The sequence below is a fragment of the Streptococcus oralis ATCC 49296 genome (genome assembly GCF_000185265.1).
Classification (GTDB): Bacteria; Bacillota; Bacilli; order Lactobacillales; family Streptococcaceae; genus Streptococcus; species Streptococcus oralis_BC.
On sequence record NZ_GL622183.1, the window covers coordinates 583,807 to 607,947 of the forward strand.

Sequence of the window (24,141 nt, forward strand, 5' to 3'; positions counted from 1 at the left end):
CAGCAATATTGGTCTATTCTTGGGGAAAAGTTCCCATTTGAATTCAAAAAGGAGTTGCGATGAAAGTATTTATTCAAAATAGAGATTTTAGGCAATTAACCATCAACCAGTGGATTTCAACGGTTGGGGATACGATTTTTTATCTTGCTTTTTTGAATTATGTGGCAGACGCTTCGTTTGCCCCCTTGGCGATTTTACTCATTACGATTTCAGAGACTGTTCCTCAAGTTCTGCAAATCTTTATGGGAGTTTTGGCTGACTTTCAACATTATCGTGTTCTAAAGTATACGGTTATTAGTTTTGTCAAATTTGTACTTTATTCTATAGTGGCACTTTCGCTTTCAGGGCAGTCCTTTTCCTTATGGCTCGTATTCTTTATTTGTTTAATGAACCTCTTGTCGGATACATTGAGTTACTTTTCAGGAGCCATGCTAACTCCTATTTTTATAAGAATCATTGGGAAAGAACATCTGACAGAAGCCATTGGCTTTAAACAATCAACAGTTAGTTTAGTTCGGACAATCAGTAATATTCTAGGAGGGATTTTACTAGGAATTCTTTCCATTCAGTTCATTTCCTTGCTAAACGCTCTGACGTTTCTGATAGCATTTGTAGGTATTCTCTTCATAAAAAATGATCTTTTGAAAGTTGAAAAAACAATTAGCTATCAAGAAGGTCTTTCTATAAAATCGTTTTGCCAGCATTTGTTCCAATCATCGAAATTGATCTGGAATATGGATAGAGTAATCTTCATTTTATTTATCGTCTCTATCAGCCAAGCTGTGATCAATGTCACTGTTCCTATTTCGACTCTTTTTTTAAGAAACCAACCGTTTTTGAATTTACAAACTGGTCAATCACTCGCTTTGTTATCAACACTAGAATTGTTAGCACTTATTGTCGGAAGCCTTGTAAGTGGCTATCTGAAAAATACGATTTCTATAAAAACAGCTCTATACGCTTCGGTCATCATCCAGTTACTCCTTCTAGTAGGATTTGCCACAGTTCATTTTGGCTTGATTCTGCTTTTCAGCTCCTTGGATGCCTTCATCGCAGGGTTACTCTCTCCTAGATTGCAAGAACTCGTCTTTAAACAAATACCTGAGGAGTCAATGGGAGCGGTTCAATCCTCTATTGGTGCTATTACGGTTGTTTTACCAAGTCTATTCACAATCGTTTTCGTAACGATTGCTACAAGTTTTGGGACCCTAGCGGTCAGCTTTATTCTATTGCTATTACTCCTAACCGCATTTGTCATGCTCTTGAATATTCGTGAGAGCATTTAGTAGGGAACTTTGATTTAACTTTTGTTCATACGATAAGGCTGGCGCTCCAGTCTTTTTCTTATCTCGAGTATCTAATAATAGTCCTTGTTCAATTCCTTGTTACCTTAAATGAAAAAGTAATTTTAGAATTTAACCACGGAATCCGACTCTATTAAAGTTTGTCAATCCTAGAGTTTTTTTGTATAGTAGAAATATGAAAATTACAAAAATAATCAGTGGTTTGCTTGCTCTTGGAGTGCTAATCTTATTTATAAAATCTTACCAAAATTTTAAAAATTTGGAATTTCCTAGTACGCAGTTAGTCATGTTTAAATCGCTTTCGTTTTATATGTCTGTAGAATCTTTTGAAAATACATTTGTAGCAGCTGACAAAGTCGTGGAAGAGGAGGAAATGGCCTATCGTGATACTTGGCGTGCAGAAGACCCGTATTTCTATAAAACAGGTCGCCTTTTCTACTATTACGAAAATATGAGATGGGAAGGCTATACTATCCGCGCAGATTTTACGTTTTCAAAATGGCATACCTTGGAAGAAGCGAGGGCTTCTTTTCCTGTTGCTTCAAAAATGGAACAGAAAGAACTACTTGGCAAACTATCGCAGGCTATAAAAACAGAAATTGAATCTTTACCAGACTATCAGTCTATGACAGTTGAAATGGTAGGACTAGATCAAGATTCTTATCAATATAAAGTCAAATTACAAGGGCAAACGGAGGATCTCTGGGTCGAGGTTTATTCGACAGAACTTGGATATCATGAAAAGCCTGAAGATAAGGAGTATGGGGTTGGGATTAGTCAATATCGGAGGCATGCATCGTAATCCTTTCCTTCTATACCATAGAATAAAGAGTCAGTTAATTGTTGACTTTTTTATCTTGGACAAATGCCCGAGTTTTTTAGTATAGTAGAGATATGAGATTTAAAAAAATAATGAGTACGGCACTTGCCATAGTGGTATTGTTGCTTTCTTTAATGGTTTTTCGAATGTTTCAAAAGACGCAATTGGTCATGTTTGAATCCGTTTCTTTTAATATGCCCCTCGAATCTTTTGAAAAAGCGTTTGGAAAACCTCATGAAATAGTAGAAGAGACAGAAACAGGCTATCACAATCCTTGGCGTGCAAAAGATCCTTATCTCTATAAAACCGGGCGCCTTTTCTATGACTACGAAAACTTTAAATGGAAAAGTTACAGCGGTCGAGTGACCGTTACTTTTTCAAAATCGCATCGTTTACAAGGAGCGACGGTTTATTTCCCTGTGGCTTCCAAAGATCAACAAAAAGAGATATTCTATAAAGTGACCCAAGACATGAAAGCTGAAATCGAAGCTCTACCAAACTTTCAGTCTTTGAAAGTTGATGCTTTGGTGGGGTATGATGTTGGTTATCGATTTAAGGTCAAAATGAAAGGACAAGGGAGAGAACTCTGGATTGATGTCTATCCTACAGAATATGAGAATAAGGATAATCCTGAGAACAACCAATATAATATTGCAATCGATCAATTTCGATGGTAGTTACCCTAGCGTGCTTGTTTTGAATGCTTAGTAGTAGAATGCTGTATTTGTAAGAATGAGGAGAAGGATGAAAGAAAAAGGATTTTGGGAAGGTGTTCAGGCGGCCATGCCGACTGCTCTTGGCTATGTCAGCATTGGCCTGGCTTGTGGGATTATTGGCGCGCCCTATGTGACACCTGTTGAGATGGGCTTGATGAGCCTCTTTGTTTATGCTGGGAGCGCCCAGTTTGCCATGTTGGCACTGATTGCAGTACAAGCGCCTGTGGCAGCCATTGCTATGACAGTTTTTTTGATCAACTTGCGACTCTTTTTGCTGAGCTTGCATGCATCGACCTATTTCCGTCATACTAGTCTCTGGCAAAATATCGGCATGTCCAGTCTCCTGACAGATGAGACCTATGGGGTTTTGATGGGAGAATTAGCCCATACAGACAAGGTTCATCCCATGTGGATGCACGGGAACAATCTCAATAGTTATGTAGCCTGGTTTATTGGGACAGTGGCGGGGACGGCTTTAGGTGGGCTTCTTCCAAATCCTGAGGTCTTTGGCTTAGACTTTGCCCTTGTCGGAATGTTTATCGGGATTTTTACTTCGCAATTTCAGATTATGCAAAGACGGGTTCCTGTACGGAATCTGCTGCGGATCCTAGCCGTTGTTGCGGTGTCCTTCTTTTTGCTCTTGACAGTAGTGTCTCAGTCGCTAGCTGTTCTGTTTGCGACCTTGCTAGGTTGTACTATGGGGGTGGTCTTAGATGGTCAGTAAATATCTTTTGTTAGCCGTTATCTTTTCAGGCCTAGTGACTTGGGTTCCCCGTATGATTCCCTTCATCTTGGTTAAGTACAAGGGATTGCCAGCTATTGTCGAGCGGTTTTTGAAGTTTTTGCCTGTTTCCATTATCTTTGCCTTGATCCTTTCCAGCGTAGTGACTGGCAAGGTTGGTAGCCTTCCTCAGATCAAATGGCTGGACTTTTTAGCAGTCTTTCCAACGGCTTGGGTAGCCTTTCGCTACCGCAATCTAGTAGGTACGGTTCTTTTTGGAGTGGTCTTGATTGCAGTCTTGCGTCTGGTCTTTTAGTCAGCCATAAAAAAAACCTATCACCGAGATAGATATCATATAATGGCGAAAAAAAATATTTTCTGTTAAGATAGTAAAGTATTCTATTTTGGAGGAAATGACATGAAAAAAATCGTCAAATATTCATCTCTGGCTGCTCTAGGGCTTGTTGCCGCAGGTGTACTAGCAGCTTGCTCAGGTGGAGATAAGAAAGATACTGCAACTAGCGAAGCAGCATCTGGTAAGAAAGAAATCATCGTTGCAACCAATGCTTCACCAAAACCATTTAACTACGAAGAAAATGGTGAGTTGACTGGTTATGAGATTGAAGTAGTCCGTGCTATCTTTAAAGACTCTGACAAATACGATGTCAAGTTTGAAAAGACAGAGTGGTCAGGTGTCTTTGCAGGTCTTGATAGCGACCGTTATCAAATGGCTGTGAACAATATCAGCTATACCAAAGAACGTGCTGAAAAGTACCTTTATGCAGCGCCAACTGCTAAAAACCCTAACGTTCTCGTTGTGAAGAAAGACGACGACAGCATCAAATCACTTGATGATATCGGAGGCAAGTCTACTGAGGTTGTTCAAGGGACAACATCAGCTAAACAGCTAGAAGATTATAACAAACAACACGCTGACAATCCAACGATTCTTAACTATACCAAGGCTGATTTCCAACAAATCATGTCTCGTTTGAGCGATGGTCAGTTTGACTACAAGATCTTTGATAAGATTGGTGTTGAAACAGTTATCAAGAACCAGGGTTTGGACAACTTGAAAGTCATTGAACTTCCAAGCGACCAACAACCTTACGTTTACCCACTTCTTGCTAAAGGTCAAGATGAGTTGAAATCATTTGTAGACAAACGTATCCAAGAACTCTACAAAGACGGAACTCTTGAAAAATTGTCTAAACAGTTCTTCGGAGATACTTACCTCCCAGCAGAAGCTGATATTAAATAGTCGTATGAAATCATCCAGTCTGAGAAAGACGGATGATTTCTCAATTTTCAGGTATATAGTTTCAAACTATATGTCTGCCTATCTAATAACAATTTGCTAAATCAAATAAAGTATGAGATACTATTACGGTATTATTTTTAAAGGAGAAAGAATTATGAAAATTAAAAAATGGCTCGGTGTAGCGGCTCTTGCTACAGTTGCAGGTTTGGCTCTTGCAGCTTGCGGAAATTCAGAAAAGAAAGCAGACAACGAAACAGTTGTCAAAATTGCAACAGTTAACCGTAGCGGTTCTGAAGAAGCGCGTTGGGATAAAATCCAAGAATTAGTTGAAAAAGATGGAATTAAATTGGAATTCACAGAGTTCACTGACTACTCTCAACCAAACAAGGCAACTGCTGATGGCGAGGTAGACTTGAACGCCTTCCAACACTACAACTTCTTGAACAACTGGAACAAAGAAAACGGGAAAGACCTTGTAGCGATTGCAGATACATATATCTCACCAATCCGCCTATACTCAGGTAAAAATGGGGAAGAAAACAAGTACACCAAAGTGGAAGAAATCCCAGATAACGGTGAAATCGCCGTACCAAACGATGCAACAAACGAAAGCCGTGCACTTTACTTGCTTCAATCAGCTGGTTTGATCAAATTGGATGTTTCTGGAACTGCCCTTGCAACAGTTGCTAATATCACAGAAAATCCAAAGAACTTGAAGATTACTGAATTGGACGCTAGTCAAACAGCTCGTTCATTGTCATCAGTTGATGCTGCCGTTGTAAACAATACCTTCGTTACAGAAGCAAAATTGGACTACAAGAAAGCACTCTTCAAAGAACAAGCTGATGAAAACTCAAAACAATGGTACAACATCATCGTTGCGAAAAAAGATTGGGAATCATCACCTAAGGCTGATGCCATCAAGAAAATTATCGCAGCTTACCACACTGATGAAGTGAAAAAAGTTATCGAAGAAACATCAGACGGTTTGGACCAACCAGTTTGGTAATAAGACACAGGGAGGTGGGAGAGAGTTTCCACCTCTTGCTTTTGTATAGAGAGTTGATTTTAAAGAGGCACTTGTGGTCGTTCTGAGGACACAAGTACGTAGTAGAAAGAGAGAGAAAATGGTTTTTCCTAGCGAACAAGAGCAGATTGAAAAATTTGAGAAGGATCATGTGGCCCAACATTATTTTGAAGTCTTGCGCACCTTGATTTCCAAGAAATCAGTTTTTGCCCAGCAGGTTGGACTCAAGGAAGTCGCAAACTATCTGGGTGAGATTTTCAAGCGTGTGGGGGCTGAAGTGGAGATTGATGAGAGCTACACGGCTCCCTTTGTCATGGCGCATTTCAAGAGTTCGCGTCCGGATGCCAAGACCTTGATCTTCTATAATCACTATGACACCGTGCCAGCGGATGGCGACCAGGTGTGGACAGAGGATCCGTTTACCCTTTCTGTGCGAAATGGCTTTATGTATGGACGTGGGGTTGACGACGACAAAGGCCACATCACGGCTCGTTTGAGTGCTCTGAGAAAGTATATGCAACACCATGATGACCTGCCTATCAATATCAGCTTTATCATGGAAGGGGCAGAGGAATCTGCTTCCATGGATCTAGATAAGTATTTAGAGAAACACGCAGACAAACTTCGTGGAGCGGACTTGCTAGTCTGGGAACAAGGGACCAAGAACGCCTTGGAACAGCTGGAAATCTCTGGCGGAAACAAGGGAATTATAACCTTTGATGCTAAGGTGAAAAGTGCTGATGTGGATATCCACTCGAGTTATGGTGGTGTCGTGGAGTCAGCGCCGTGGTATCTTATCCAGGCCTTAAGTAGTCTGCGAGCTGCTGATGGACGTATCTTGGTAGAAGGCTTGTACGAGGATGTTCAAGAGCCAAATGAACGAGAACTAGCCTTGGTAGATACCTACGCCCAACGCAATCCAGAGGAAATCAGTCGCATTTATGGCTTGGAATTGCCTCTCTTACAAGAGGATCGTGTAGCCTTCCTAAAACGTTTCTTTTTCGAGCCAGCCCTTAATATCGAAGGGATTCAGTCAGGTTATCAAGGGCAAGGGGTTAAAACGATTTTGCCAGCAGAAGCCAGTGCCAAGTTAGAAGTTCGTTTGGTTCCTGGCTTAGAACCGCATGATGTTCTAGAAAAAATTCGGAAACAGCTAGACAAAAATGGCTTTGATAAGGTAGAATTATACTATACCTTGGGAGAGATGAGCTATCGAAGCGATATGAGTGCGCTAGCCATTCTCAACGTAATCGAGTTAGCCAAGAAATTCTATCCACAGGGCGTTTCAGTCTTGCCGACCACAGCGGGGACAGGACCGATGCATACGGTCTTTGATGCCCTAGAGGTACCCATGGTTGCCTTTGGTCTAGGGAATGCCAATAGCCGAGACCACGGTGGAGATGAAAACGTGCGAATCGCCGATTACTACACCCATATTGAATTAGTAGAGGAGCTGATTAGAAGCTATGAGTAGAGATATTATCAAGTTAGATCAGATTGATGTGACTTTTCACCAAAAGAAGAGAACCATCACAGCGGTCAAGGATGTGACTATTCACATCCAAGAAGGGGATATCTACGGAATCGTTGGATATTCTGGAGCAGGGAAATCAACCCTTGTACGGGTGATTAACCTCTTGCAAAAGCCGTCTGCTGGGAAAATTACCATTGATAACGATGTTATTTTTAACGGCAGAGTGACCCTGACAGCAGAGCAGTTACGTCGGAAACGTCAAGATATCGGGATGATTTTCCAGCATTTCAACCTGATGAGTCAAAAGACAGCAGAGGAAAATGTGGCCTTTGCCCTCAAACATTCTGGACTCAGCAAGGAAGAAAAGAAAGCTAAAGTAGCTAAGTTGTTGGACTTGGTTGGCTTGGCGGATCGTGCTGAAAACTACCCTTCACAACTATCTGGAGGTCAAAAACAGCGTGTTGCCATTGCGCGTGCCTTGGCCAATGATCCAAAAATCTTGATTTCAGATGAGTCAACTTCTGCCCTTGACCCTAAGACAACCAAGCAGATTTTGTCCTTGTTGCAAGATTTGAACCAAAAATTAGGTTTGACGGTTGTCTTGATTACGCATGAGATGCAGATTGTCAAAGATATTGCCAACCGTGTGGCAGTTATGCAGGATGGTCGTTTGATTGAAGAGGGCAGTGTCCTTGAAATCTTCTCAGACCCTAAACAACCTTTGACCCAGGACTTTATCTCAACAGCTACAGGTATTGATGAAGCCATGGTCAAGATTGAGAAGCAAGAAATCGTAGAGCACTTATCTGAGAACAGTATCTTAGTGCAGCTCAAGTATGCAGGGGCTTCGACAGACGAACCACTTTTGAATGAATTGTACAAACATTACCAAGTAACGGCTAATATCCTCTATGGAAATATCGAAATTCTCGATGGTACTCCTGTTGGAGAATTGGTTGTGGTCTTGTCAGGTGAAAAAGTATCGCTAGCAGGTGCTCAAGATGCCATCCGTCAGGCTGGCGTCCAGCTAAAAGTATTGAAGGGAGGACAGTAAGATGGAATCATTGATTCAAACCTATTTACCAAATGTCTATAAAATGGGCTGGGCTGGTCAGGCAGGCTGGGGAACAGCCATTTACCTAACTCTTTATATGACAGTTCTTTCCTTTATTATCGGAGGGTTCTTGGGGTTGGTAGCAGGTCTTTTCCTTGTCTTGACAGCGCCAGGTGGTGTCTTGGAAAATAAGGTTATCTTCTGGATTTTAGACAAGATTACCTCTATTTTCCGTGCGGTACCATTTATCATCCTCTTGGCAATCATGTCGCCACTCTCTCACTTGATTGTGAAGACGAGCATCGGGCCAAATGCAGCTCTTGTGCCACTTTCATTTGCAGTCTTTGCCTTCTTTGCCCGTCAGGTACAGGTTGTCTTGGCTGAACTAGATGGCGGTGTTATTGAGGCTGCTCAAGCGAGCGGGGCGACCTTCTGGGACATCGTGGGTGTTTACCTATCAGAAGGTCTTCCTGATTTGATTCGTGTGACGACTGTGACCTTGATTTCCCTTGTTGGGGAAACAGCTATGGCCGGTGCGGTTGGTGCTGGTGGTATCGGTAACGTAGCCATTGCCTATGGATTTAATCGTTACAACCACGATGTGACTATCTTGGCAACCATTATTATCATTTTGATTATCTTTACAATCCAGTTCTTGGGAGATTTCTTGACCAAGAAATTGAGTCATAAATAAATGGAAGGAGTTCAACGCGACTCCTTTTTGTTTTCTCACCGAAATGCAAGAAGGATAAAGCTTCTTTTTAGAAATATGCTATAATAAACAAAGGTCCCCAATTAGCAAATCAGAAAGTTTGCTGTAGAAGGGATGATAATGTAAAGGAGTTTGGCTGGTATGAATTATTTCGAGGGGAATGAGTTTTTCCTTCTCTTATTTGTAGTTTTACTGATTGGTTTTGTGGTAAATTTTTTTGAAAAACGTAAAGACTACTATATTTTGGCGCTCTCCCTCTTATTTGCAGGAGCTATCTATGGTAAGAGTCGAGCGATGATTGTCTATTTGCTTGCCTTTATCGTCTACCAGTATTATCTGGTTTTTCTAGCACAGCGGATAGAGGCAAAGTGGCTGAAACCACTGGTTTTCCTTTCCATTCTTCCTTTGGTGATCAATAAAGTCTTTGCTCTGACTTCTCTGCATTTGTTGGCCTTTATTGGAATTTCCTACATGTCCTTTAAGACCATTCAGATCATGCTAGAAATATCGGATGGCTTAATCAAAGAAAAAATCACTGTAAAAGATTATCTACAGTTTTTGCTCTTTTTTCCAACAGTTAGTGCTGGTCCAATTGATCGGAGTAGGAGATTTTTAAAAGAGATAAACGAGGTCATGCCCCGAAAAGAGTATCTAGAGTTAGCAGGGGACGGTGTATATCGTATCGTTCTAGGCCTCCTTTACAAGATTGTTTTATCAACCTATGTTTACCAGATTTTACTCGCTCTAAATAATACGGACATAGTCGTTTACTCAATCAAGTATATGTACCTCTATACCTTGTATCTGTTCTTTGACTTTGCAGGCTATAGTCTAATGGCCGTTGGAAGTAGTAATATTCTAGGTATTCAGACACCGATGAACTTTAACAAACCTTTCTTGAGTGTCGATATCAAAGATTTCTGGACCAGATGGCATATCACCTTGTCGACCTGGTTGAGAGATTTTGTATTTTCAAGAGTATTGATGCAGGTTATCAGGAAAAAATGGTTTAAAAATAGACTACACAATGCAACCTATGCCTATATGGTCAATATGTTGGTCATGGGTTTTTGGCATGGTCTTAGTGTAAGCTATATTGTTTATGGTTTTTACCATGGTGTCTTGATGGCTGGATTTGAAGTGTATCAAAAGAAAAGCAATTTTTATAAAAAAAATAAAAACAAGAACTGGTATAAGCTACTAAGTTGGTTTGTGACCATGAATTTGGTTATGGTTGGTTTCTTTATCTTTTCAGGTGAACCCTATAAAATCTTACTGACGATTTTAAAGAGATAAGAGATTGAAAAGAAATCGGCCAGATTGAAGGGATAGGATAAAACGAGATGATTAAATTAAAAGCATTTTTACTATCGCTTGTGCTCGTAATTGCGACGCTTGCCCTTTTAAATGTGACGTATGTCAAGAAGCTTGATGATTATTATAAAGTCAAGGATAACAGTATTCGTTATAGCACCTCGTATGAAAAGTATAAAAGTAGAGATATTATAACAAGCAATATCACCCCCAATACACTAGTTCTAATGGGTTCCTCAGAGTTGGTTGCGACGATAAATGAGGACTATCATCCAAATAAAATTTTTAACTACAACGATTTTAATATCATGCAGATTGGGACCAGTTATTCTCAAAATATCATTCAAGCCTCTACTTTAGCCTCTATTGAAGGATCTATGAGCAAGCGAAAAGTAGCTATAGTAGAGTCTGTTCAGTGGTTTGAAAAAGATGGGACTCATCAAGATGCCTTTTTGAACAAGGCTTCTCAGGAACATATTTTTCACATGCTAGATAATGACAAGATTAGTAAAGAAACGAAAGAAAAACTAATCAATCGCATTATCGAGATTACCAAGGGGAACAAGCAACAAAATGACATCTACAAAAAATACAAAAGTTATTTCATAGATGGAAAAGGAACCATTGTTGATAAAAAACTATTAGAGTTTGAGAACGCGATGTATTCCTTTAAGCTCAAACAGACTTTTTATCAAAAACATGCCAAATCAGATTATCCTTTACTAGGAGACAAAACCCCAGACTATGATTGGCAGAAGATGACGGATCAGTTTGTGGAAGAGGTCAAAAAGAAAACAGACAATAATGACTATGCTGTTGATAATAACTACTACAATACTTACTTAAAAGATCGCTATGCATCATTGAGAGATTCTAATAAAGATTTGAGCTATCTGGAGTCACCAGAATATTCAGATATGGAACTCTTCTTGACAGTTGCCAAAGAATTGGGCATTGAAGTTGAGGTTATTATTTTCCCAGTAAACGGGAAATGGAATGACTACACTGGTGTCTCAAGAGAGATGCGAGAAAAAACTTATAAAAAAATAGAAGATGTCGCAAAAAGCCATGGTGTAACCGTATTAAACTATGGAAACAGAGAGTATGATGATTACTTTTTATTTGACGTGATGCACGTTGGAGTGAAAGGATGGATGGAAGTTGAAAAAGAACTTTACAAATTTGCAAACCAAGCTAACTAACACTCATCGATTAATCTTGTGGACACTATTTTTCTATACGGTCATCTTGAGTATCGTGATCTACTGTTTTGTGACCGATTTTTCGAATATTCAAGAATTTATCTATAGTGAATTTTAAGATTGTATACAAAAAGGTCCTGGAGCTAGGCATTGCTAGTCTTCAGGGCTTTTACCTTATAGTTTATCAGCTATTTTTTGACTTAGAAATTGCCCAACCACAGCCCCAATCAAGGCACCTAGGAGGATGCTTGAAACAAAGAGAAGGATTTTGTCCAACTCTGGAGCGACCATGATACGGTCAATGTATTCTTGGGATTTCCCACGCGCAAGTAAGGTAGCCACGTAAGCTTTGGGACGGATCCACATGAGGAAGATAGGGCCACTTGTGCTAAAAGCAAAGACGAGGAAGGAGAGGGTGTTTTTGATTCGGTCTTTGTAGTTTCCGAGACGAGCGATGGCATCTGCTGCAAGACCACAAGCGAGTCCTGGGAGAAAGGCACCAGCGCCATGCTTGCTAGCTAGGAAGAAAAGTGCCATAAAAAGTCCTAGAGTGGTGATAGCGCCAAAACGAGGGACCTTCGTCAAAAGAAGCATATAGACACTGCCGCCGACAAGGGCAGAAAAGGCAGGTGCGTAGAACATATTGCCTGTTTGATCGACCAGGTGTCCTAGGAAGACTCCAATCCCTACACAGAGAAAGTAGAGGACGGTGGCCAAGAGGGTGGTTAAGATATTTTTCTTCATGAGAATCTCCTTGATGCGAATTAACAAAACCAATTGTATCACGCTTTTTGAGGATTGTAAATGGGAGTTCTATATTTTTGAAAACGCTTGAAATATGATATAATAGTTACATCGTTAGTTTAAGGAGAGTAGCATGGGAAAATTTCTAGAATTCGTCTTTAATCGTATCTTTTTGGGAATGATGGCGACGGCTTATTTCTGGCTATTAACACTAGCAGGAGGAGTGGTATTTGGTTTGGCACCAGCTAGTGCAACTCTTATGAGTTTGTATGGGGAGCATGGTTATACCTATCGAGCCTACCATTTGAAGGAAGCTTGGGAATTGTATAAGAGCAATTTTGTCAAGAGTAATCTGGCTTTCTATAGTTTTGTGTTTGTGGATCTTGTCCTAGTTTATGGTTTATACCTTCTAGTTCAATTGCCCCACCAGACGATTTTCCACCTCTTGGCGACCTTTCTCAATGTCCTTGTAGTTGCTCTTGTCTTTCTAGCCTATACTGTTTCCTTGAAACTTCAGGTGTACTTTGATTTATCCTACCAAAATACCTTGAAACTGTCCCTTATAGGGATTTTTATGAGCTTACCTGCGATTGCCAAGGTTTTACTCGGGTCTGCTCTCCTTGTAGGAGTTGGTTATTATATGCCTGCCTTGCTTTTTTTTGTAGGAATTGGAATGTGGCATTTCTTTATCAGTGATATGTTGGAACCTATTTATGAAAGTATCCATGAAAAATTGGCGACAAAATAGAATGAAGCAGTTTTGGCTTCACTCTCTTTTACGGATTTATAGTTTGGTCATGATCGTGGTCATTGCCAGTTTTGCGATTATGCTATCGTATGCTGACTGGGATTCACGTGAGAAAGAGGCCCAACGGGTTGCAGAACGTGTGACCACTCGGACAGTGAGTGAAGTGGAATACTATCACAGAGAGTCAACCCAACTTGCTCAGTCTTTGGTTGAAAATCAGGCCCGTATCGAAGGAATTTACAAGTATTTCAGTCTCAGCACACCAGACTATTTCTATTGGCAATTAGAGCGTAAAACTTCGCCTTATATCTCTGTTTCCCTGTATGAAAATATTGATGACCTCTATGTTCGGAATGATTTTGTGACTGGAGTGGCTATTGTTCTTCAGGACTACAAGGAAGTCTATGTTTCGACTAGAGAAAAACGCAGTGGAGAGAAAATTCCTGCGGAGGATTTTAAGCCAACAGCCAATAGTTTTGCCATTCCTGTTTCCGATCCTGTGTCTGACAAGGATTTAGGAGTGATCTATATCTCCCTATCCCCAGATGTTTTACATGGCGCTATTGACAATACTCGGGGTCATATCCCAATGGCTGTAACAGTAACTTCGCCTTTTGAGACTGAGATGTTCCATATTGGGGAGAAGGTCTCAGCCGAGCGAGAAAACTGGTTTGTAGGTGTCACCTCTCACGGTTATCAGGTTCGAGTTGCTGTTCCTAAAAATTTTGTTCTTACAGGAACTTTGACGAGTTCAGCTGTCATTATTGGGCTAAGTATTCTCTTTATCATTATTTTGTACGTGACCCTTAGACAGACTTTTTCAAATTACCAAAAGCAGGTCGTAGACCTAGTAGATTCGATCGAGGTGATTGCTCAAGGGGAAGAAGGCCTTCGAATCGATACCTCTGAAAAAGACCAAGAGTTGCTTCTCATTGCAGAAACAACCAATGATATGTTGGATCGCCTGGAAAAAAATATTCACGATATCTATCAGCTAGAGCTCAGCCAAAAGGATGCCAATATGCGAGCCCTACAGGCTCAAATCAATCCTCACTTTATGTACAATACTTTGGAGTTTTTACGGATGTATGCCGTCATGCAAAGTCAGGATGAACTGGCAGATATTATCTATGAATTTAGTAGCTTGTTACGCAACAATATCTCCGACGAGCGGGAAACGACCTTGAAGCAGGAGTTGGAATTTTGCCGAAAATATAGCTATCTCTGTATGGTGCGTTATCCTAAATCCATTGCCTATGGTTTCAAGATTGCACCAGAATTGGAAGAAATGAGAATTCCAAAATTTACACTCCAACCATTAGTAGAAAACTACTTTGCCCATGGTGTTGACCATCGCAGAACAGATAATGTCATCAGTATCAAAGCCTTGAAGGGCCAAGGATTCGTTGAAATCCTAGTAGTAGATAATGGTCGGGGAATGTCCGCTGAGAAACTAGCTGCCTTGCAAGAAAAATTAACTCAGCGAAGTTTTGAACACGAAGCAAGCTATAGTGGAGAGCGGCAATCAATTGGAATAGTAAATGTACACGAACGCTTTGTTCTCTACTTTGGGGATCGCTACCAAATCAGTGTAGAGTCAGCTGAGCAAGAAGGTGTTCGTTACCATATCATCATCCAGGATGAATAGAAAGGGTAGAAATGTATAAAGTTTTATTAGTAGACGATGAGTACATGGTGACAGAGGGGCTCAAGCGATTAATCCCCTTTGAAAAATGGGATATGCAAGTCGTCGCAACAGCTAATCACGCAGATGATGCTTTGGACTATATTAAGAAAAATCCAGTAGATGTGGTCATTTCCGATGTCAACATGCCAGATAAGACCGGACTTGAGATGATTAGGGAAATGAAAGAGCTACTTCCAGATACCTATTATATCTTGCTGTCTGGTTATCAGGAGTTTGAGTACGTTAAAAAAGCCATGAACCTTAGTGTCGTGGATTATCTGGTCAAGCCAGTAGACAAGGTGGAGTTGGGCAATTTATTAGAAAAAATTGCGCAACAGCTTCAGGAAAAGGTGGAGCAAAGTCAGACCCTCAGTCAAGAATTGGATGAGACAGGATTTACGAACTACCTGTCAGGTAAAGACAGCTGGTGGATTGGTCTATCCAAGGAAAAGCAGGGTTCTTTTACCATTCCTTACTATGTTTTGGGGCAAGACTGGCAGATTTTCATCTCTGATCAACCGCTCGATGGCATCGTCGTGACACCATTTGAAGCACCCTACCAGCAGTCCTTTGAGAATTGGAAGATTAACGCTGAAAAAGCCCTTTTCTACGGTTCAGTCAATCTAGAAAAATCCGAGAGTTTGTTTGCTTATTACGAGCCGATTTATCGGGTGATTATCCAAGGGAATATCAATCAAATCATCGAAGAATTAACCTTGCTAGAGAAGGTCGTCTTGGAGAATACCCCGCGCGTGGCTATCACGAAGCAGCTCTTCACCCAGTTTGTCATGGATGTCTTTCATTTGTTTGAACACCTAAAAGCAGATGATATGACCGAGATAGTCAAAGCTATCCATGCCATTAACACCTTTGAAGAATTGGTTGCCTATATCAAAGAAACCTTGACCAAGTTCTTTGGCCAGTACCGCATGAATGAAAATGTGGTGAGCGTTCTGGAGGTGATTGGGCGTGATTATCAGAAAGAGCTCTCACTTAAGGATATTAGCAAGGATCTCTTTATCAATCCTGTCTATCTCGGTCAGCTGATCAAGAGGGAAACCAACTCAACCTTTGCGGAATTGCTCAATAAACAGCGAATTAAGGCAGCGCAGCAACTCTTACTTTCGACCAGTGATAGTATCGAAGATATTTGCTATGCAGTTGGCTATAGTAATGTTGGATATTTCTATAAGGTTTTCCGTAAATTGTGCGGAAAATCACCGAAAGCTTATCGGAAACAAGTTGAAACCAGCTTGTAAAAGTTGTATTCCTGTACAAAAAATGCTATAATGTTCAAAATATCTTATGGAGGAAAACATGAAAAAGAATCCTATTTATCTTTGGGTCTTGTTAGTCCTATCAGCCCTCATTTCATCTATGTCATTATTTGGAATCTTGAGTCCATTGCCAAGTAAAGATGTGCTTCGTGCGAGCCTGGCGAATAGCGGGACGCTTACTGCCCAGCAATTAGAAGACACAGTCAACTATACTTACCAAGTAACAGCGTCATCACACTCTATTTTTAATACGTTGTTGATTGTCTTATCTGCAATTCTAGTTGTAGTAGCCTTTGTATTTCTCCTACGTAAAAATGTGCAATTCGCAAACTATGCTTATATTGGCTATGTTCTACTAGCGATTGTTGGTTTGGTTTATAGCTATATGAACGTTCAAGATGCGGTTCAATTAATCAAAGATACTACTCTCGGCTTAGGAATGGGAGCATTAGCACAAGGAACGAATATTTTGTTCATCATTATCAATGTTCTCTTTTTAGCCTTAGTCTTTTACAAGATGTGGCGCCAACAAAAAGATTTGGCTGAAGAAGCCGGAGCAGAGGAAGTTGCCTAAGTATTGACAAAAGAGAACTATCAAGTTACAATCTTGGTAGTTCTTTTACTATCCAAAAATAAAAATCGAGGTCAATATGAAAAAAATATCCTTAGTTTATATCAGTTTGAGCGGAAATACAGAGAGTTTTGTAACCCGACTTAAGGACTATCTCTTGTCCCAGCACGAAGGAATTGAGGTCCAAAAGATCCATATCAAGGATTTGGTCAAGGAAGGGAAAGATTTCTTTGAGATGGATCATCCTTATGTCGCCTTTTTACCCACCTATTTAGAAGGTGGGAATGGGGTCGACAACGGCGATGTTGAGATTCTGACAACTCCAGTGGGTGATTTTATCGCCTATGGAGACAATGCTAGTAAGTGTTTTGGGGTAGTGGGATCTGGTAATCGCAATTTTAACAATCAATACTGCCTGACAGCCAAGCAGTATAGCCAGCGCTTTGGCTTCCCGGTCCTAGCAGACTTTGAAATGCGTGGTATGCTGGGAGATATTAAAAAAGTCGCAGCAATTATTGCGGATTTGTATGAGTTAGAAACAGAAAAATAAAGTAGTACTGAGGGGCAGCTGAGATTTTCAACTGCCTTTGAGTATGCAAAAAGCACCCTGTAAGGGTGCCATTTTGTAAACTATCCTGCTTTTCCGATGGCAAGTGCATAGATAAAGAAAATAGCAAAGCCAAAGAGGAAAATCAATCCTGCGATAGCGAGGAGTTTTAGCCAAGAAGGAAGATTTTTATTCTCACGTGTCACCAATACATAGTTCAAGAGAGCGAAGAATGGTGTTGTCAGGAAAGAACCGATCATGGCAAAGCGAAGCATGGTGGAAACTTGTCCAGCAAAGAACTTGATGATGACGATACCAATGATAGCGGTAATGGTCATCCAGATGTTCAAAGATTTGCGAGTATCCTCTTTTTGACGAATCAAGAGTCGTAGCGATTCCTGATTGACACGAGAGTAGCCATCGATAACGGTGATGACCGTTCCAAAGATACAGAGAAAGGCGATAAAGGTAATCAAATAACGAGACCATTCTCCAAGAACAGAGGCATACATACCCACAAACTGAGAAATGTACTTGGCTGAAGCGGCTTCAACTGCTTGTCCTGTAGGATACTGAATAAGCGCTCCTAGTGCCACGAAGAATACAGCTAGGATAGCAGTTCCAATGTAACCAATGTTAAAGTCGAAAAGGGCGTCCTCTGTATTAAAGTTGACAGTCTTTTTCTTTTCAGCAGACCAGAGTGAATTGATGGCTGAAATTTCAATAGGAGCAGGCATCCATCCTAAGAGGGAAACGATGAAAGGGAGGGCCGCCATTTGCCAAGGTGTCTTTTCGACAAAATCAGAGCTGTATTCTGGATGCTTAATTGCTGCAATGATAACTGCAAGAACTGTTGCAATGGTCAAAGCAGACATGATCCATTTTGCCATACCATCCAATAGTTTATAGCCACCAAAGAGTAGCATGGCCCAAATGACTGCAACAAGGATAAGGGACCATTGAGTGATACTAAGACCAATCATTGGGAAGGCGCTAGCGATGATAGCTGAGCAAAGGATAGCGACTCCAGCTGTATTAACCATAGCAGAGAAGACATTGAGGACAAAGAAAATCCAGAGATAGAGTTTCCCTTTTTCGGCGTAGCCTTCTACCAAGGTCTTGCCAGTGTCGGCAGTATATTCGGCACCAAAACGGAAAAATGGATATTTAAAAACATTGGCCAAGATAACCAAGAGGAGTAGTGACCAACCATAAGAACCACCAGCTTGAGTGGAGGATACGATATGAGAACCTCCAACGGCGGCAGAAGCCATTAGGATTCCTGGCCCCATTGCCTTTAGTTTGCTTGCCCAGGTTGACTAATTTGATAACGTAACTTGTGACATAATAAACACTCCTATTTTTGAATTTTCAGAATAATCTGAATAGATAGCTACTATTCTACAAAAAACTTAAAGGAAATGCAAGAATATTTTGAAAAAATATAGAAAATTACAGAAAACTTTACATGTACTGATGAAATTTCTCCAAGGAGAATATAGTTAAGGCTAAAAAAGTCCGAGAAGAAAGCTTCTCGGATTTTGATTATTTCAATTGATCTGTAACGTCTTTTGAGAGCAACATTCCCAGATGGTAAGTTTTATTGATATGTGCAATGACATCATTGATATTTTCAGTCGTGTGAATTTTCTCTTTGATGTCAGACCTAAATGTCTCGTCCTTCAAGAGTTGCTCTTGGTAGAGTCTTTGAAGTCTTTCCTTCTCGTACTTATTGAGCAGAAAAAGGAAAACCAAGCTAAGTACAACGAGGATATAAGCATATTGGCTCATAAGGAATCTCCCAGTGTGATAAAGAAATAGTAAAAGTGAATAAATTATTTCATTGAACAGCTGCAAGGCCGAACAAAATATAAATGTTATTTTGCCTCAATCTTTCAGATTGCTTTCAAGTAATTTAAAAGATTACGACATGAGCCTAACCAAATCGATATTATTTGGTTAGGTGAATTAGTGAAGCAGTTAGCTAGTCCGCATATAGCGGCTAGCGTCTAACAATTAGGAACTTTAGTTCCAATTGTTAGTACTGAATCACATCTTCTCCGGCGCTTCTACTCCGAGCAAACGAAGAGCTTCTTTGAGGACGACTGCGGTTGCGTAGCTGAGGGCCAGACGACTGTCGCGCTCAGGACTTTCATCTAGGATACGTGTATGTGCATAATATTTGTTAAATGCTTGAGCCAAACCAATCGCAAATTTCGCAATGATAGAAGGTTCAAAGTTATCTGCTGCACGATTGATAATACGTGGGAAGTCTTGGATGAGCTTGATGATTTCCCAGCTTTCAGCATCATTCAGGCTATAGTTGCTAGCTGTATCTGGTTTGAAATCGGCTTTGCGCAAGATAGATTGGATACGAGCGTAGGCGTATTGAACGTAAGGTCCAGTTTCTCCTTCAAAGGATACCATAGCTTCAAGGTCGAAGTCATATCCATTTGTACGGTCGGTCTTAAGATCATAGAACTTGATAGCCCCAACTCCAACAGCGTGGGCAACCTGGTCTTTATTTTCTAACTCAGGATTTTTCGCTTCGATTTGGGCCTTGGCACGACTAACAGCCTCTGCAATAGTAGGCTCTAGTAAGATGACATTTCCTTTACGAGTAGAGAGTTTTTTCCCTTCTTTTGTTACCAATCCAAACGGAACATGGACAATGTCTTGGCTCCAATCGTAGCCCATCTCTTGTAGTACTGCCTTGAGTTGTTTGAAGTGGGCAGATTGCTCTTGACCAACAACATAGATGGATTTTGCAAATTGGTATTCCTTTTTACGGTAGAGGGCTGCAGCCAAGTCACGTGTGATATAGAGAGTTGCACCATCAGATTTTTTGATAAGGGCTGGATGTTCAATTCCATATTTCTCAAGATTGACAACTTGAGCCCCTTCTGACTCAACAAGAAGTCCTTTTTCAGCGAAAATATCTACAACAGCATCCATCTTATCGTTGTAGAAGGCTTCTCCGTTGTAGCTGTCAAATTCGACTTGCAGTTCATTGTAAAGGCGGTTGAATTCCACTAAACTTTCATCACGGAACCATTGCCAGAGAGCGAGGGCTTCCTCGTCTCCATTCTCCAGTTTGCGGAACCATTCGCGTGCTTCTTCATCCAAGCTAGGGTCTTTTTCAGCTTCAGCATTGATGCGAACGTAGAGTTTAAGAAGTTCATCGATTGGATGCGCTTTAACGGCTTCCTCATTTCCCCATTTCTTGTAGGCAACGATTAACATTCCAAACTGTTTGCCCCAGTCTCCCAAATGGTTGACCTTGACCGTTTGATAGCCGATTTTTTGGAAAATATGTGACAAGCTATCTCCGATAACCGTTGAGCGCAGGTGACCAATAGAAAATGGTTTAGCGATATTAGGACTAGACATGTCGATAACGATATTTTCTTGTTTGCCAATGGTTTGGTCGGCATAGTGCTCTTTTTCAGTGATAACATCCTGTAATACCTGAGCCGAAATAGCAGATTTATCAAGGAAAAAGTTGACGTAAGGTCCTGTTGCGACAACCTTTTCAAAGGCTTGACTATTGATTTTTTCAGCAATATCTGTTGCAATCATTTGAGGAGCTTTACGCTCGACCTTTGCTAGAGAAAAGGCAGGGAAGGCGATGTCTCCCATTTCTGAGTTTTTAGGTGTTTCCAGTAAATTTAAAATAGCCTCTTGATCCAGGCTATCAATGACGCTAGCCAACTCGCTAGCAATCAATTCTTTTGTATTCATAAGGGCTCCTTTTGGGCTTTTTTACTATTTTAACACAATTTACTACATTTTTTGAGAAAGAAAAGAATTTTTTTGAATTATCTAGTTTTTTTGGTATAATATAGTTATAAAATAAATGTAAAACTTGTTATAAATATTCACTTAAGAGGATAATATGAGAAAAAGAGAACGGCATCAATTGATTAAAAAGATGATCACCGAAGAAAAACTTGGGACACAAAAAGAGATTCAAGATCGTTTAGAAGCTCGTAATGTTTATGTGACACAAACGACTTTGTCGCGTGATTTGCGTGAAATCGGCTTGACCAAGGTTAAGAAAAATGATATGGTGTATTATGTACTAGCAAATGAGACAGATAAGATTGATTTAGTTGAGTTTTTGTCTCATCATTTAGAAGGAGTTGCAAGAGCTGAGTTCACCTTGGTACTTCATACCAAACTTGGGGAAGCTGCAGTCTTAGCAAACATTGTAGATGCAAACAAGGATGAATGGATTTTAGGAACGGTTGCTGGTGCTAATACCTTATTGGTTATTTGTCGAGACCAGCACGTTGCCAAGCTGATGGAAGATCGTTTGCTAGATTTGATGAAAGATAAATAAGGTCTTGGGAGTTGCTCTCAAGACTTATTTTTAGCAAGGAGAGACGGAAAATGGCAATAGAAAAGCTATCACCCGGCATGCAACAGTATGTGGATATTAAGAAACAATACCCAGATGCTTTTTTGCTTTTTCGGATGGGTGATTTTTACGAGTTGTTCTATGAAGATGCAATTAATGCAGCACAGATTTTAGAAATTTCCTTAACGAGTCGGAATAAAAATGCAGAAAATCCGATACCCATGGCGGGTGTCCCCTATCATTCTGCCCAGCAGTACATCGATGTTCTGATTGAGCAGGGCTATAAAGTTGCCATTGCAGAACAGATGGAAGATCCCAAACAAGCGGTTGGTGTTGTCAAGCGAGAGGTGGTCCAGGTCATCACACCTGGAACGGTCGTTGATAGCAGTAAGCCGGATAGTCAGAATAATTTCTTGGTTGCCTTAGATCGTGATGGCAATCAGTTTGGTCTGGCTTATATGGATCTGGTGACAGGTGATTTTTATGTGACAGGTTTATTGGATTTCACTCTCGTTTGTGGGGAAATCCGTAACCTCAAGGCGCGAGAAGTGGTGCTGGGTTATGACTTGTCTGAGGAAGAAGAACAAATCCTCAGTCGTCAGATGAATTTGTTGCTTTCCTATGAGAAGGAAGGCTTTGAGGATATTCATTTACTGGATCCACGACTGGCAGCTGTGGAGCAAGCAGCAGCTAGTAAGCTCCTCCAGTATGTTCATCGGACCCAGATGCGGGAATTGAACCACCTCAAACCAGTTATTCGCTATGAAATCAAAGATTTCTTGCAGATGGATTATGCGACCAAGGCTAGTCTGGATTTGGTTGAGAATGCCCGTTCAGGTAAGAAGCAAGGGAGTCTTTTCTGGCTTTTGGATGAAACCAAAACGGCTATGGGTATGCGTCTCTTGCGTTCTTGGATTCATCGTCCCTTGATTGATAAGGAACGAATCATCCAACGTCAAGAGGTGGTGCAGGTCTTTCTTGACCATTTCTTTGAGCGTAGTGATTTAACGGACAGTCTCAAGGGTGTTTATGATATCGAACGTTTGGCTAGTCGGGTTTCTTTTGGCAAGACCAATCCCAAGGATCTCTTGCAATTGGCGACCACCTTATCCAGTGTACCACGGATTCGTGCGATTTTAGAAGGCATGGAGCAACCTGCCCTGGCCTATCTTATCAAACAGTTAGATGCCATTCCAGAGTTAGAGAGCTTGATTAGTGCTGCCATTGCTCCTGAAGCTCCTCATGTGATTACGGAAGGTGGCATTATCCGTACAGGATTTGATGAGACCTTAGACAAGTACCGTCGTGTGCTCAGAGAAGGGACTAGCTGGATTGCTGAGATTGAGGCTAAGGAGCGGGAAAACTCTGGCATCAGCACGCTTAAGATTGACTACAATAAAAAGGACGGCTACTATTTCCATGTGACTAATTCGCAACTGGGAAATGTGCCAGCCCACTTTTTCCGCAAGGCAACGCTGAAAAACTCGGAACGCTTTGGGACTGAGGAATTGGCCCGTATCGAGGGAGATATGCTGGAGGCGCGTGAGAAGTCAGCCAACCTAGAGTATGAAATCTTTATGCGCATCCGTGAGGAAGTCAGCAAGTACATCCAGCGTTTGCAGGCTCTAGCCCAAGGAATTGCAACGGTTGATGTCTTGCAAAGTCTCGCAGTTGTGGCTGAAACACAGCATTTGATCCGACCTGAGTTTGGGGATGATTCACAAATCGATATCCAAAAGGGACGCCATGCTGTCGTCGAAAAGGTCATGGGAGCTCAGACCTACATTCCAAACAGTATCCAGATGGCAGAAGATACCAGTATTCAGCTAATTACAGGGCCCAACATGAGTGGGAAGTCAACCTACATGCGCCAGCTAGCTATGACGGCGGTTATGGCCCAGCTAGGCTCGTATGTGCCGGCAGAAAGTGCGCATTTGCCTATCTTCGATGCTATCTTTACCCGTATCGGAGCAGCAGATGACTTGGTTTCAGGTCAATCAACCTTTATGGTGGAGATGATGGAGGCCAACAATGCCATTTCGCATGCGACCAAGGACTCCTTGATTCTCTTCGATGAATTGGGACGGGGAACGGCAACTTATGACGGGATGGCTCTGGCCCAGTCCATCATCGAATACATTCATGAACATATCGGAGCCAAGACCCTCTTTGCGACCCACTACCATGAGTTGACCAGTCTGGAGTCCAGTTTGGAACACTTGGTTAATGTCCATGTGGCAACCTTGGAGCAGAATGGGCAGGTCACCTTCCTTCACAAGATCGAACCAGGACCAGCTGACAAATCCTACGGTATCCACGTTGCTAAGATTGCTGGTTTACCAGAAGAACTTTTAGCAAGGGCGGATAAGATATTGACTCAACTGGAGAATCAAGGGACGGAAAGTCCTGCTCCAATGAGACAAACAAGTGCTGTTACTGAACAGATGTCACTCTTTGACGCGCCTGCAGAGCATCCTATCCTAGCAGAATTAGCTAAACTGGATGTGTACAATATGACACCTATGCAGGCTATGAATGTCTTGGTTGAGCTCAAACAAAAATTATAAAAAGGACCCCACTCATGTGTTTGTGAGTGGGATTT

Annotated in this window: 23 protein-coding genes; 19 read left to right on the forward strand and 4 right to left on the reverse strand. The window is 41.1% G+C overall.

All coding sequences use genetic code 11. The features are described from left to right. The first annotated feature begins 59 nt into the window (after positions 1–59). From HMPREF8578_RS05110 to dltD, 12 genes are all read left to right on the forward strand, one after another. Positions 60–1,286, forward strand: coding sequence for an MFS transporter (locus HMPREF8578_RS05110; RefSeq protein WP_000862376.1), 1,227 nt, complete (start codon positions 60–62; stop codon positions 1,284–1,286). A 193-nt stretch (positions 1,287–1,479) separates the two neighbouring features. Then, on the forward strand, positions 1,480–2,106 hold the full coding sequence (locus tag HMPREF8578_RS05115) for a hypothetical protein (protein WP_000704981.1): 627 nt from the start codon (positions 1,480–1,482) through the stop codon (positions 2,104–2,106). Positions 2,107–2,198: 92 nt separating this feature from the next. Continuing rightward, positions 2,199–2,801, forward strand: coding sequence for a hypothetical protein (locus HMPREF8578_RS05120; protein WP_002892858.1), 603 nt, complete (start codon positions 2,199–2,201; stop codon positions 2,799–2,801). Positions 2,802–2,868: 67 nt separating this feature from the next. Continuing rightward, positions 2,869–3,564 carry an AzlC family ABC transporter permease gene (locus HMPREF8578_RS05125; protein WP_000659754.1) on the forward strand — a complete coding sequence of 232 codons (696 nt, stop codon included), beginning with the start codon at positions 2,869–2,871 and terminating at the stop codon, positions 3,562–3,564. Then, entirely contained in the window at positions 3,554–3,877 is a 324-nt protein-coding gene (locus HMPREF8578_RS05130; RefSeq protein ID WP_000253946.1) for an AzlD domain-containing protein, read from the forward strand. The genes HMPREF8578_RS05125 and HMPREF8578_RS05130 overlap by 11 nt, the downstream gene beginning before the upstream one ends. 102 nt (positions 3,878–3,979) lie before the next feature. Further along, positions 3,980–4,822, forward strand: a complete 843-nt coding sequence (locus HMPREF8578_RS05135; RefSeq protein ID WP_000724966.1) for an amino acid ABC transporter substrate-binding protein — start codon at positions 3,980–3,982, stop codon at positions 4,820–4,822. A 154-nt stretch (positions 4,823–4,976) separates the two neighbouring features. Continuing rightward, complete coding sequence (locus tag HMPREF8578_RS05140) at positions 4,977–5,831, forward strand: MetQ/NlpA family ABC transporter substrate-binding protein (RefSeq protein WP_000694527.1); 855 nt, start codon at positions 4,977–4,979, stop codon at positions 5,829–5,831. Positions 5,832–5,949: 118 nt separating this feature from the next. Beyond that, positions 5,950–7,323, forward strand: a complete 1,374-nt coding sequence (locus HMPREF8578_RS05145) for a M20 family metallopeptidase (RefSeq protein ID WP_000231779.1) — start codon at positions 5,950–5,952, stop codon at positions 7,321–7,323. Beyond that, positions 7,316–8,377 (forward strand): methionine ABC transporter ATP-binding protein, encoded by a 1,062-nt coding sequence (locus HMPREF8578_RS05150; RefSeq protein WP_000085695.1) that lies wholly within the window; start codon positions 7,316–7,318, stop codon positions 8,375–8,377. Before HMPREF8578_RS05145 ends, HMPREF8578_RS05150 begins: the two co-directional genes overlap by 8 nt. Before the next feature lies 1 nt (position 8,378). After that, on the forward strand, positions 8,379–9,071 hold the full coding sequence (locus tag HMPREF8578_RS05155; protein ID WP_000444640.1) for a methionine ABC transporter permease: 693 nt from the start codon (positions 8,379–8,381) through the stop codon (positions 9,069–9,071). 159 nt (positions 9,072–9,230) lie between these two features. Beyond that, on the forward strand, positions 9,231–10,385 hold the full coding sequence (gene dltB / locus HMPREF8578_RS05160; RefSeq protein ID WP_001105741.1) for a D-alanyl-lipoteichoic acid biosynthesis protein DltB: 1,155 nt from the start codon (positions 9,231–9,233) through the stop codon (positions 10,383–10,385). A 47-nt stretch (positions 10,386–10,432) separates the two neighbouring features. Continuing rightward, complete coding sequence (dltD, locus tag HMPREF8578_RS05165) at positions 10,433–11,605, forward strand: D-alanyl-lipoteichoic acid biosynthesis protein DltD (protein ID WP_000593516.1); 1,173 nt, start codon at positions 10,433–10,435, stop codon at positions 11,603–11,605. 174 nt (positions 11,606–11,779) lie between these two features. On the opposite strand, the gene HMPREF8578_RS05170 is transcribed toward dltD, so the two are convergent. Continuing rightward, positions 11,780–12,349 (reverse strand): MptD family putative ECF transporter S component, encoded by a 570-nt coding sequence (locus tag HMPREF8578_RS05170; protein WP_000739515.1) that lies wholly within the window; start codon positions 12,347–12,349, stop codon positions 11,780–11,782. 133 nt (positions 12,350–12,482) lie between these two features. On the opposite strand from HMPREF8578_RS05170, the gene HMPREF8578_RS05175 reads away from it, so the two are divergent. The 5 genes from HMPREF8578_RS05175 (at position 12,483) to nrdI (ending at position 17,182) form a co-directional block, all read left to right on the forward strand. Next, positions 12,483–13,097: a YesL family protein gene (locus tag HMPREF8578_RS05175; protein WP_000514467.1), complete on the forward strand. Its 615-nt coding sequence runs from the start codon at positions 12,483–12,485 to the stop codon at positions 13,095–13,097. Continuing rightward, positions 13,075–14,745: a sensor histidine kinase gene (locus tag HMPREF8578_RS05180; RefSeq protein WP_002892866.1), complete on the forward strand. Its 1,671-nt coding sequence runs from the start codon at positions 13,075–13,077 to the stop codon at positions 14,743–14,745. Before HMPREF8578_RS05175 ends, HMPREF8578_RS05180 begins: the two co-directional genes overlap by 23 nt. A gap of 11 nt (positions 14,746–14,756) precedes the next feature. Continuing rightward, positions 14,757–16,043, forward strand: coding sequence for a response regulator transcription factor (locus HMPREF8578_RS05185; RefSeq protein ID WP_000278905.1), 1,287 nt, complete (start codon positions 14,757–14,759; stop codon positions 16,041–16,043). A gap of 58 nt (positions 16,044–16,101) precedes the next feature. Beyond that, positions 16,102–16,635: an ABC transporter permease gene (locus HMPREF8578_RS05190; RefSeq protein WP_000740037.1), complete on the forward strand. Its 534-nt coding sequence runs from the start codon at positions 16,102–16,104 to the stop codon at positions 16,633–16,635. A gap of 76 nt (positions 16,636–16,711) precedes the next feature. After that, entirely contained in the window at positions 16,712–17,182 is a 471-nt protein-coding gene (nrdI, locus tag HMPREF8578_RS05195) for a class Ib ribonucleoside-diphosphate reductase assembly flavoprotein NrdI (RefSeq protein WP_000724234.1), read from the forward strand. A gap of 80 nt (positions 17,183–17,262) precedes the next feature. On the opposite strand, the gene HMPREF8578_RS05200 is transcribed toward nrdI, so the two are convergent. From HMPREF8578_RS05200 to argS, 3 genes are all read right to left on the reverse strand, one after another. Beyond that, complete coding sequence (locus HMPREF8578_RS05200) at positions 17,263–18,471, reverse strand: NRAMP family divalent metal transporter (RefSeq protein WP_002892871.1); 1,209 nt, start codon at positions 18,469–18,471, stop codon at positions 17,263–17,265. Between the two features lie 253 nt (positions 18,472–18,724). Beyond that, positions 18,725–18,970: a hypothetical protein gene (locus tag HMPREF8578_RS05205; RefSeq protein WP_000084865.1), complete on the reverse strand. Its 246-nt coding sequence runs from the start codon at positions 18,968–18,970 to the stop codon at positions 18,725–18,727. Between the two features lie 258 nt (positions 18,971–19,228). After that, positions 19,229–20,920, reverse strand: coding sequence for an arginine--tRNA ligase (argS, locus tag HMPREF8578_RS05210; RefSeq protein ID WP_001092732.1), 1,692 nt, complete (start codon positions 20,918–20,920; stop codon positions 19,229–19,231). A gap of 154 nt (positions 20,921–21,074) precedes the next feature. Between argS and argR the strand changes: the two genes are divergently transcribed. Both argR and mutS read left to right on the forward strand, forming a co-directional pair. Then, on the forward strand, positions 21,075–21,521 hold the full coding sequence (argR, locus tag HMPREF8578_RS05215; protein WP_001231483.1) for an arginine repressor: 447 nt from the start codon (positions 21,075–21,077) through the stop codon (positions 21,519–21,521). A gap of 50 nt (positions 21,522–21,571) precedes the next feature. Then, positions 21,572–24,106: a DNA mismatch repair protein MutS gene (mutS, locus tag HMPREF8578_RS05220; protein ID WP_000963659.1), complete on the forward strand. Its 2,535-nt coding sequence runs from the start codon at positions 21,572–21,574 to the stop codon at positions 24,104–24,106. The last annotated feature ends 35 nt before the right edge of the window (positions 24,107–24,141 follow it).

Excerpts from the sequence above, each read along its gene's own strand:
- HMPREF8578_RS05110 (WP_000862376.1), top strand. The coding sequence starts at position 60 with ATGAAAGTATTTATTCAAAATAGAGATTTTAGGCAATTAACCATCAAC.
- HMPREF8578_RS05115 (WP_000704981.1), top strand. The coding sequence starts at position 1,480 with ATGAAAATTACAAAAATAATCAGTGGTTTGCTTGCTCTTGGAGTGCTA.
- HMPREF8578_RS05120 (WP_002892858.1), top strand. The coding sequence starts at position 2,199 with ATGAGATTTAAAAAAATAATGAGTACGGCACTTGCCATAGTGGTATTG.
- HMPREF8578_RS05125 (WP_000659754.1), top strand. The coding sequence starts at position 2,869 with ATGAAAGAAAAAGGATTTTGGGAAGGTGTTCAGGCGGCCATGCCGACT.
- HMPREF8578_RS05130 (WP_000253946.1), top strand. The coding sequence starts at position 3,554 with ATGGTCAGTAAATATCTTTTGTTAGCCGTTATCTTTTCAGGCCTAGTG.
- HMPREF8578_RS05135 (WP_000724966.1), top strand. The coding sequence starts at position 3,980 with ATGAAAAAAATCGTCAAATATTCATCTCTGGCTGCTCTAGGGCTTGTT.
- HMPREF8578_RS05140 (WP_000694527.1), top strand. The coding sequence starts at position 4,977 with ATGAAAATTAAAAAATGGCTCGGTGTAGCGGCTCTTGCTACAGTTGCA.
- HMPREF8578_RS05145 (WP_000231779.1), top strand. The coding sequence starts at position 5,950 with ATGGTTTTTCCTAGCGAACAAGAGCAGATTGAAAAATTTGAGAAGGAT.
- HMPREF8578_RS05150 (WP_000085695.1), top strand. The coding sequence starts at position 7,316 with ATGAGTAGAGATATTATCAAGTTAGATCAGATTGATGTGACTTTTCAC.
- HMPREF8578_RS05155 (WP_000444640.1), top strand. The coding sequence starts at position 8,379 with ATGGAATCATTGATTCAAACCTATTTACCAAATGTCTATAAAATGGGC.
- dltB (WP_001105741.1), top strand. The coding sequence starts at position 9,231 with ATGAATTATTTCGAGGGGAATGAGTTTTTCCTTCTCTTATTTGTAGTT.
- dltD (WP_000593516.1), top strand. The coding sequence starts at position 10,433 with ATGATTAAATTAAAAGCATTTTTACTATCGCTTGTGCTCGTAATTGCG.
- HMPREF8578_RS05170 (WP_000739515.1), bottom strand. The coding sequence starts at position 12,349 with ATGAAGAAAAATATCTTAACCACCCTCTTGGCCACCGTCCTCTACTTT.
- HMPREF8578_RS05175 (WP_000514467.1), top strand. The coding sequence starts at position 12,483 with ATGGGAAAATTTCTAGAATTCGTCTTTAATCGTATCTTTTTGGGAATG.
- HMPREF8578_RS05180 (WP_002892866.1), top strand. The coding sequence starts at position 13,075 with ATGAAAAATTGGCGACAAAATAGAATGAAGCAGTTTTGGCTTCACTCT.
- HMPREF8578_RS05185 (WP_000278905.1), top strand. The coding sequence starts at position 14,757 with ATGTATAAAGTTTTATTAGTAGACGATGAGTACATGGTGACAGAGGGG.
- HMPREF8578_RS05190 (WP_000740037.1), top strand. The coding sequence starts at position 16,102 with ATGAAAAAGAATCCTATTTATCTTTGGGTCTTGTTAGTCCTATCAGCC.
- nrdI (WP_000724234.1), top strand. The coding sequence starts at position 16,712 with ATGAAAAAAATATCCTTAGTTTATATCAGTTTGAGCGGAAATACAGAG.
- HMPREF8578_RS05200 (WP_002892871.1), bottom strand. The coding sequence starts at position 18,471 with ATGGGGCCAGGAATCCTAATGGCTTCTGCCGCCGTTGGAGGTTCTCAT.
- HMPREF8578_RS05205 (WP_000084865.1), bottom strand. The coding sequence starts at position 18,970 with ATGAGCCAATATGCTTATATCCTCGTTGTACTTAGCTTGGTTTTCCTT.
- argS (WP_001092732.1), bottom strand. The coding sequence starts at position 20,920 with ATGAATACAAAAGAATTGATTGCTAGCGAGTTGGCTAGCGTCATTGAT.
- argR (WP_001231483.1), top strand. The coding sequence starts at position 21,075 with ATGAGAAAAAGAGAACGGCATCAATTGATTAAAAAGATGATCACCGAA.
- mutS (WP_000963659.1), top strand. The coding sequence starts at position 21,572 with ATGGCAATAGAAAAGCTATCACCCGGCATGCAACAGTATGTGGATATT.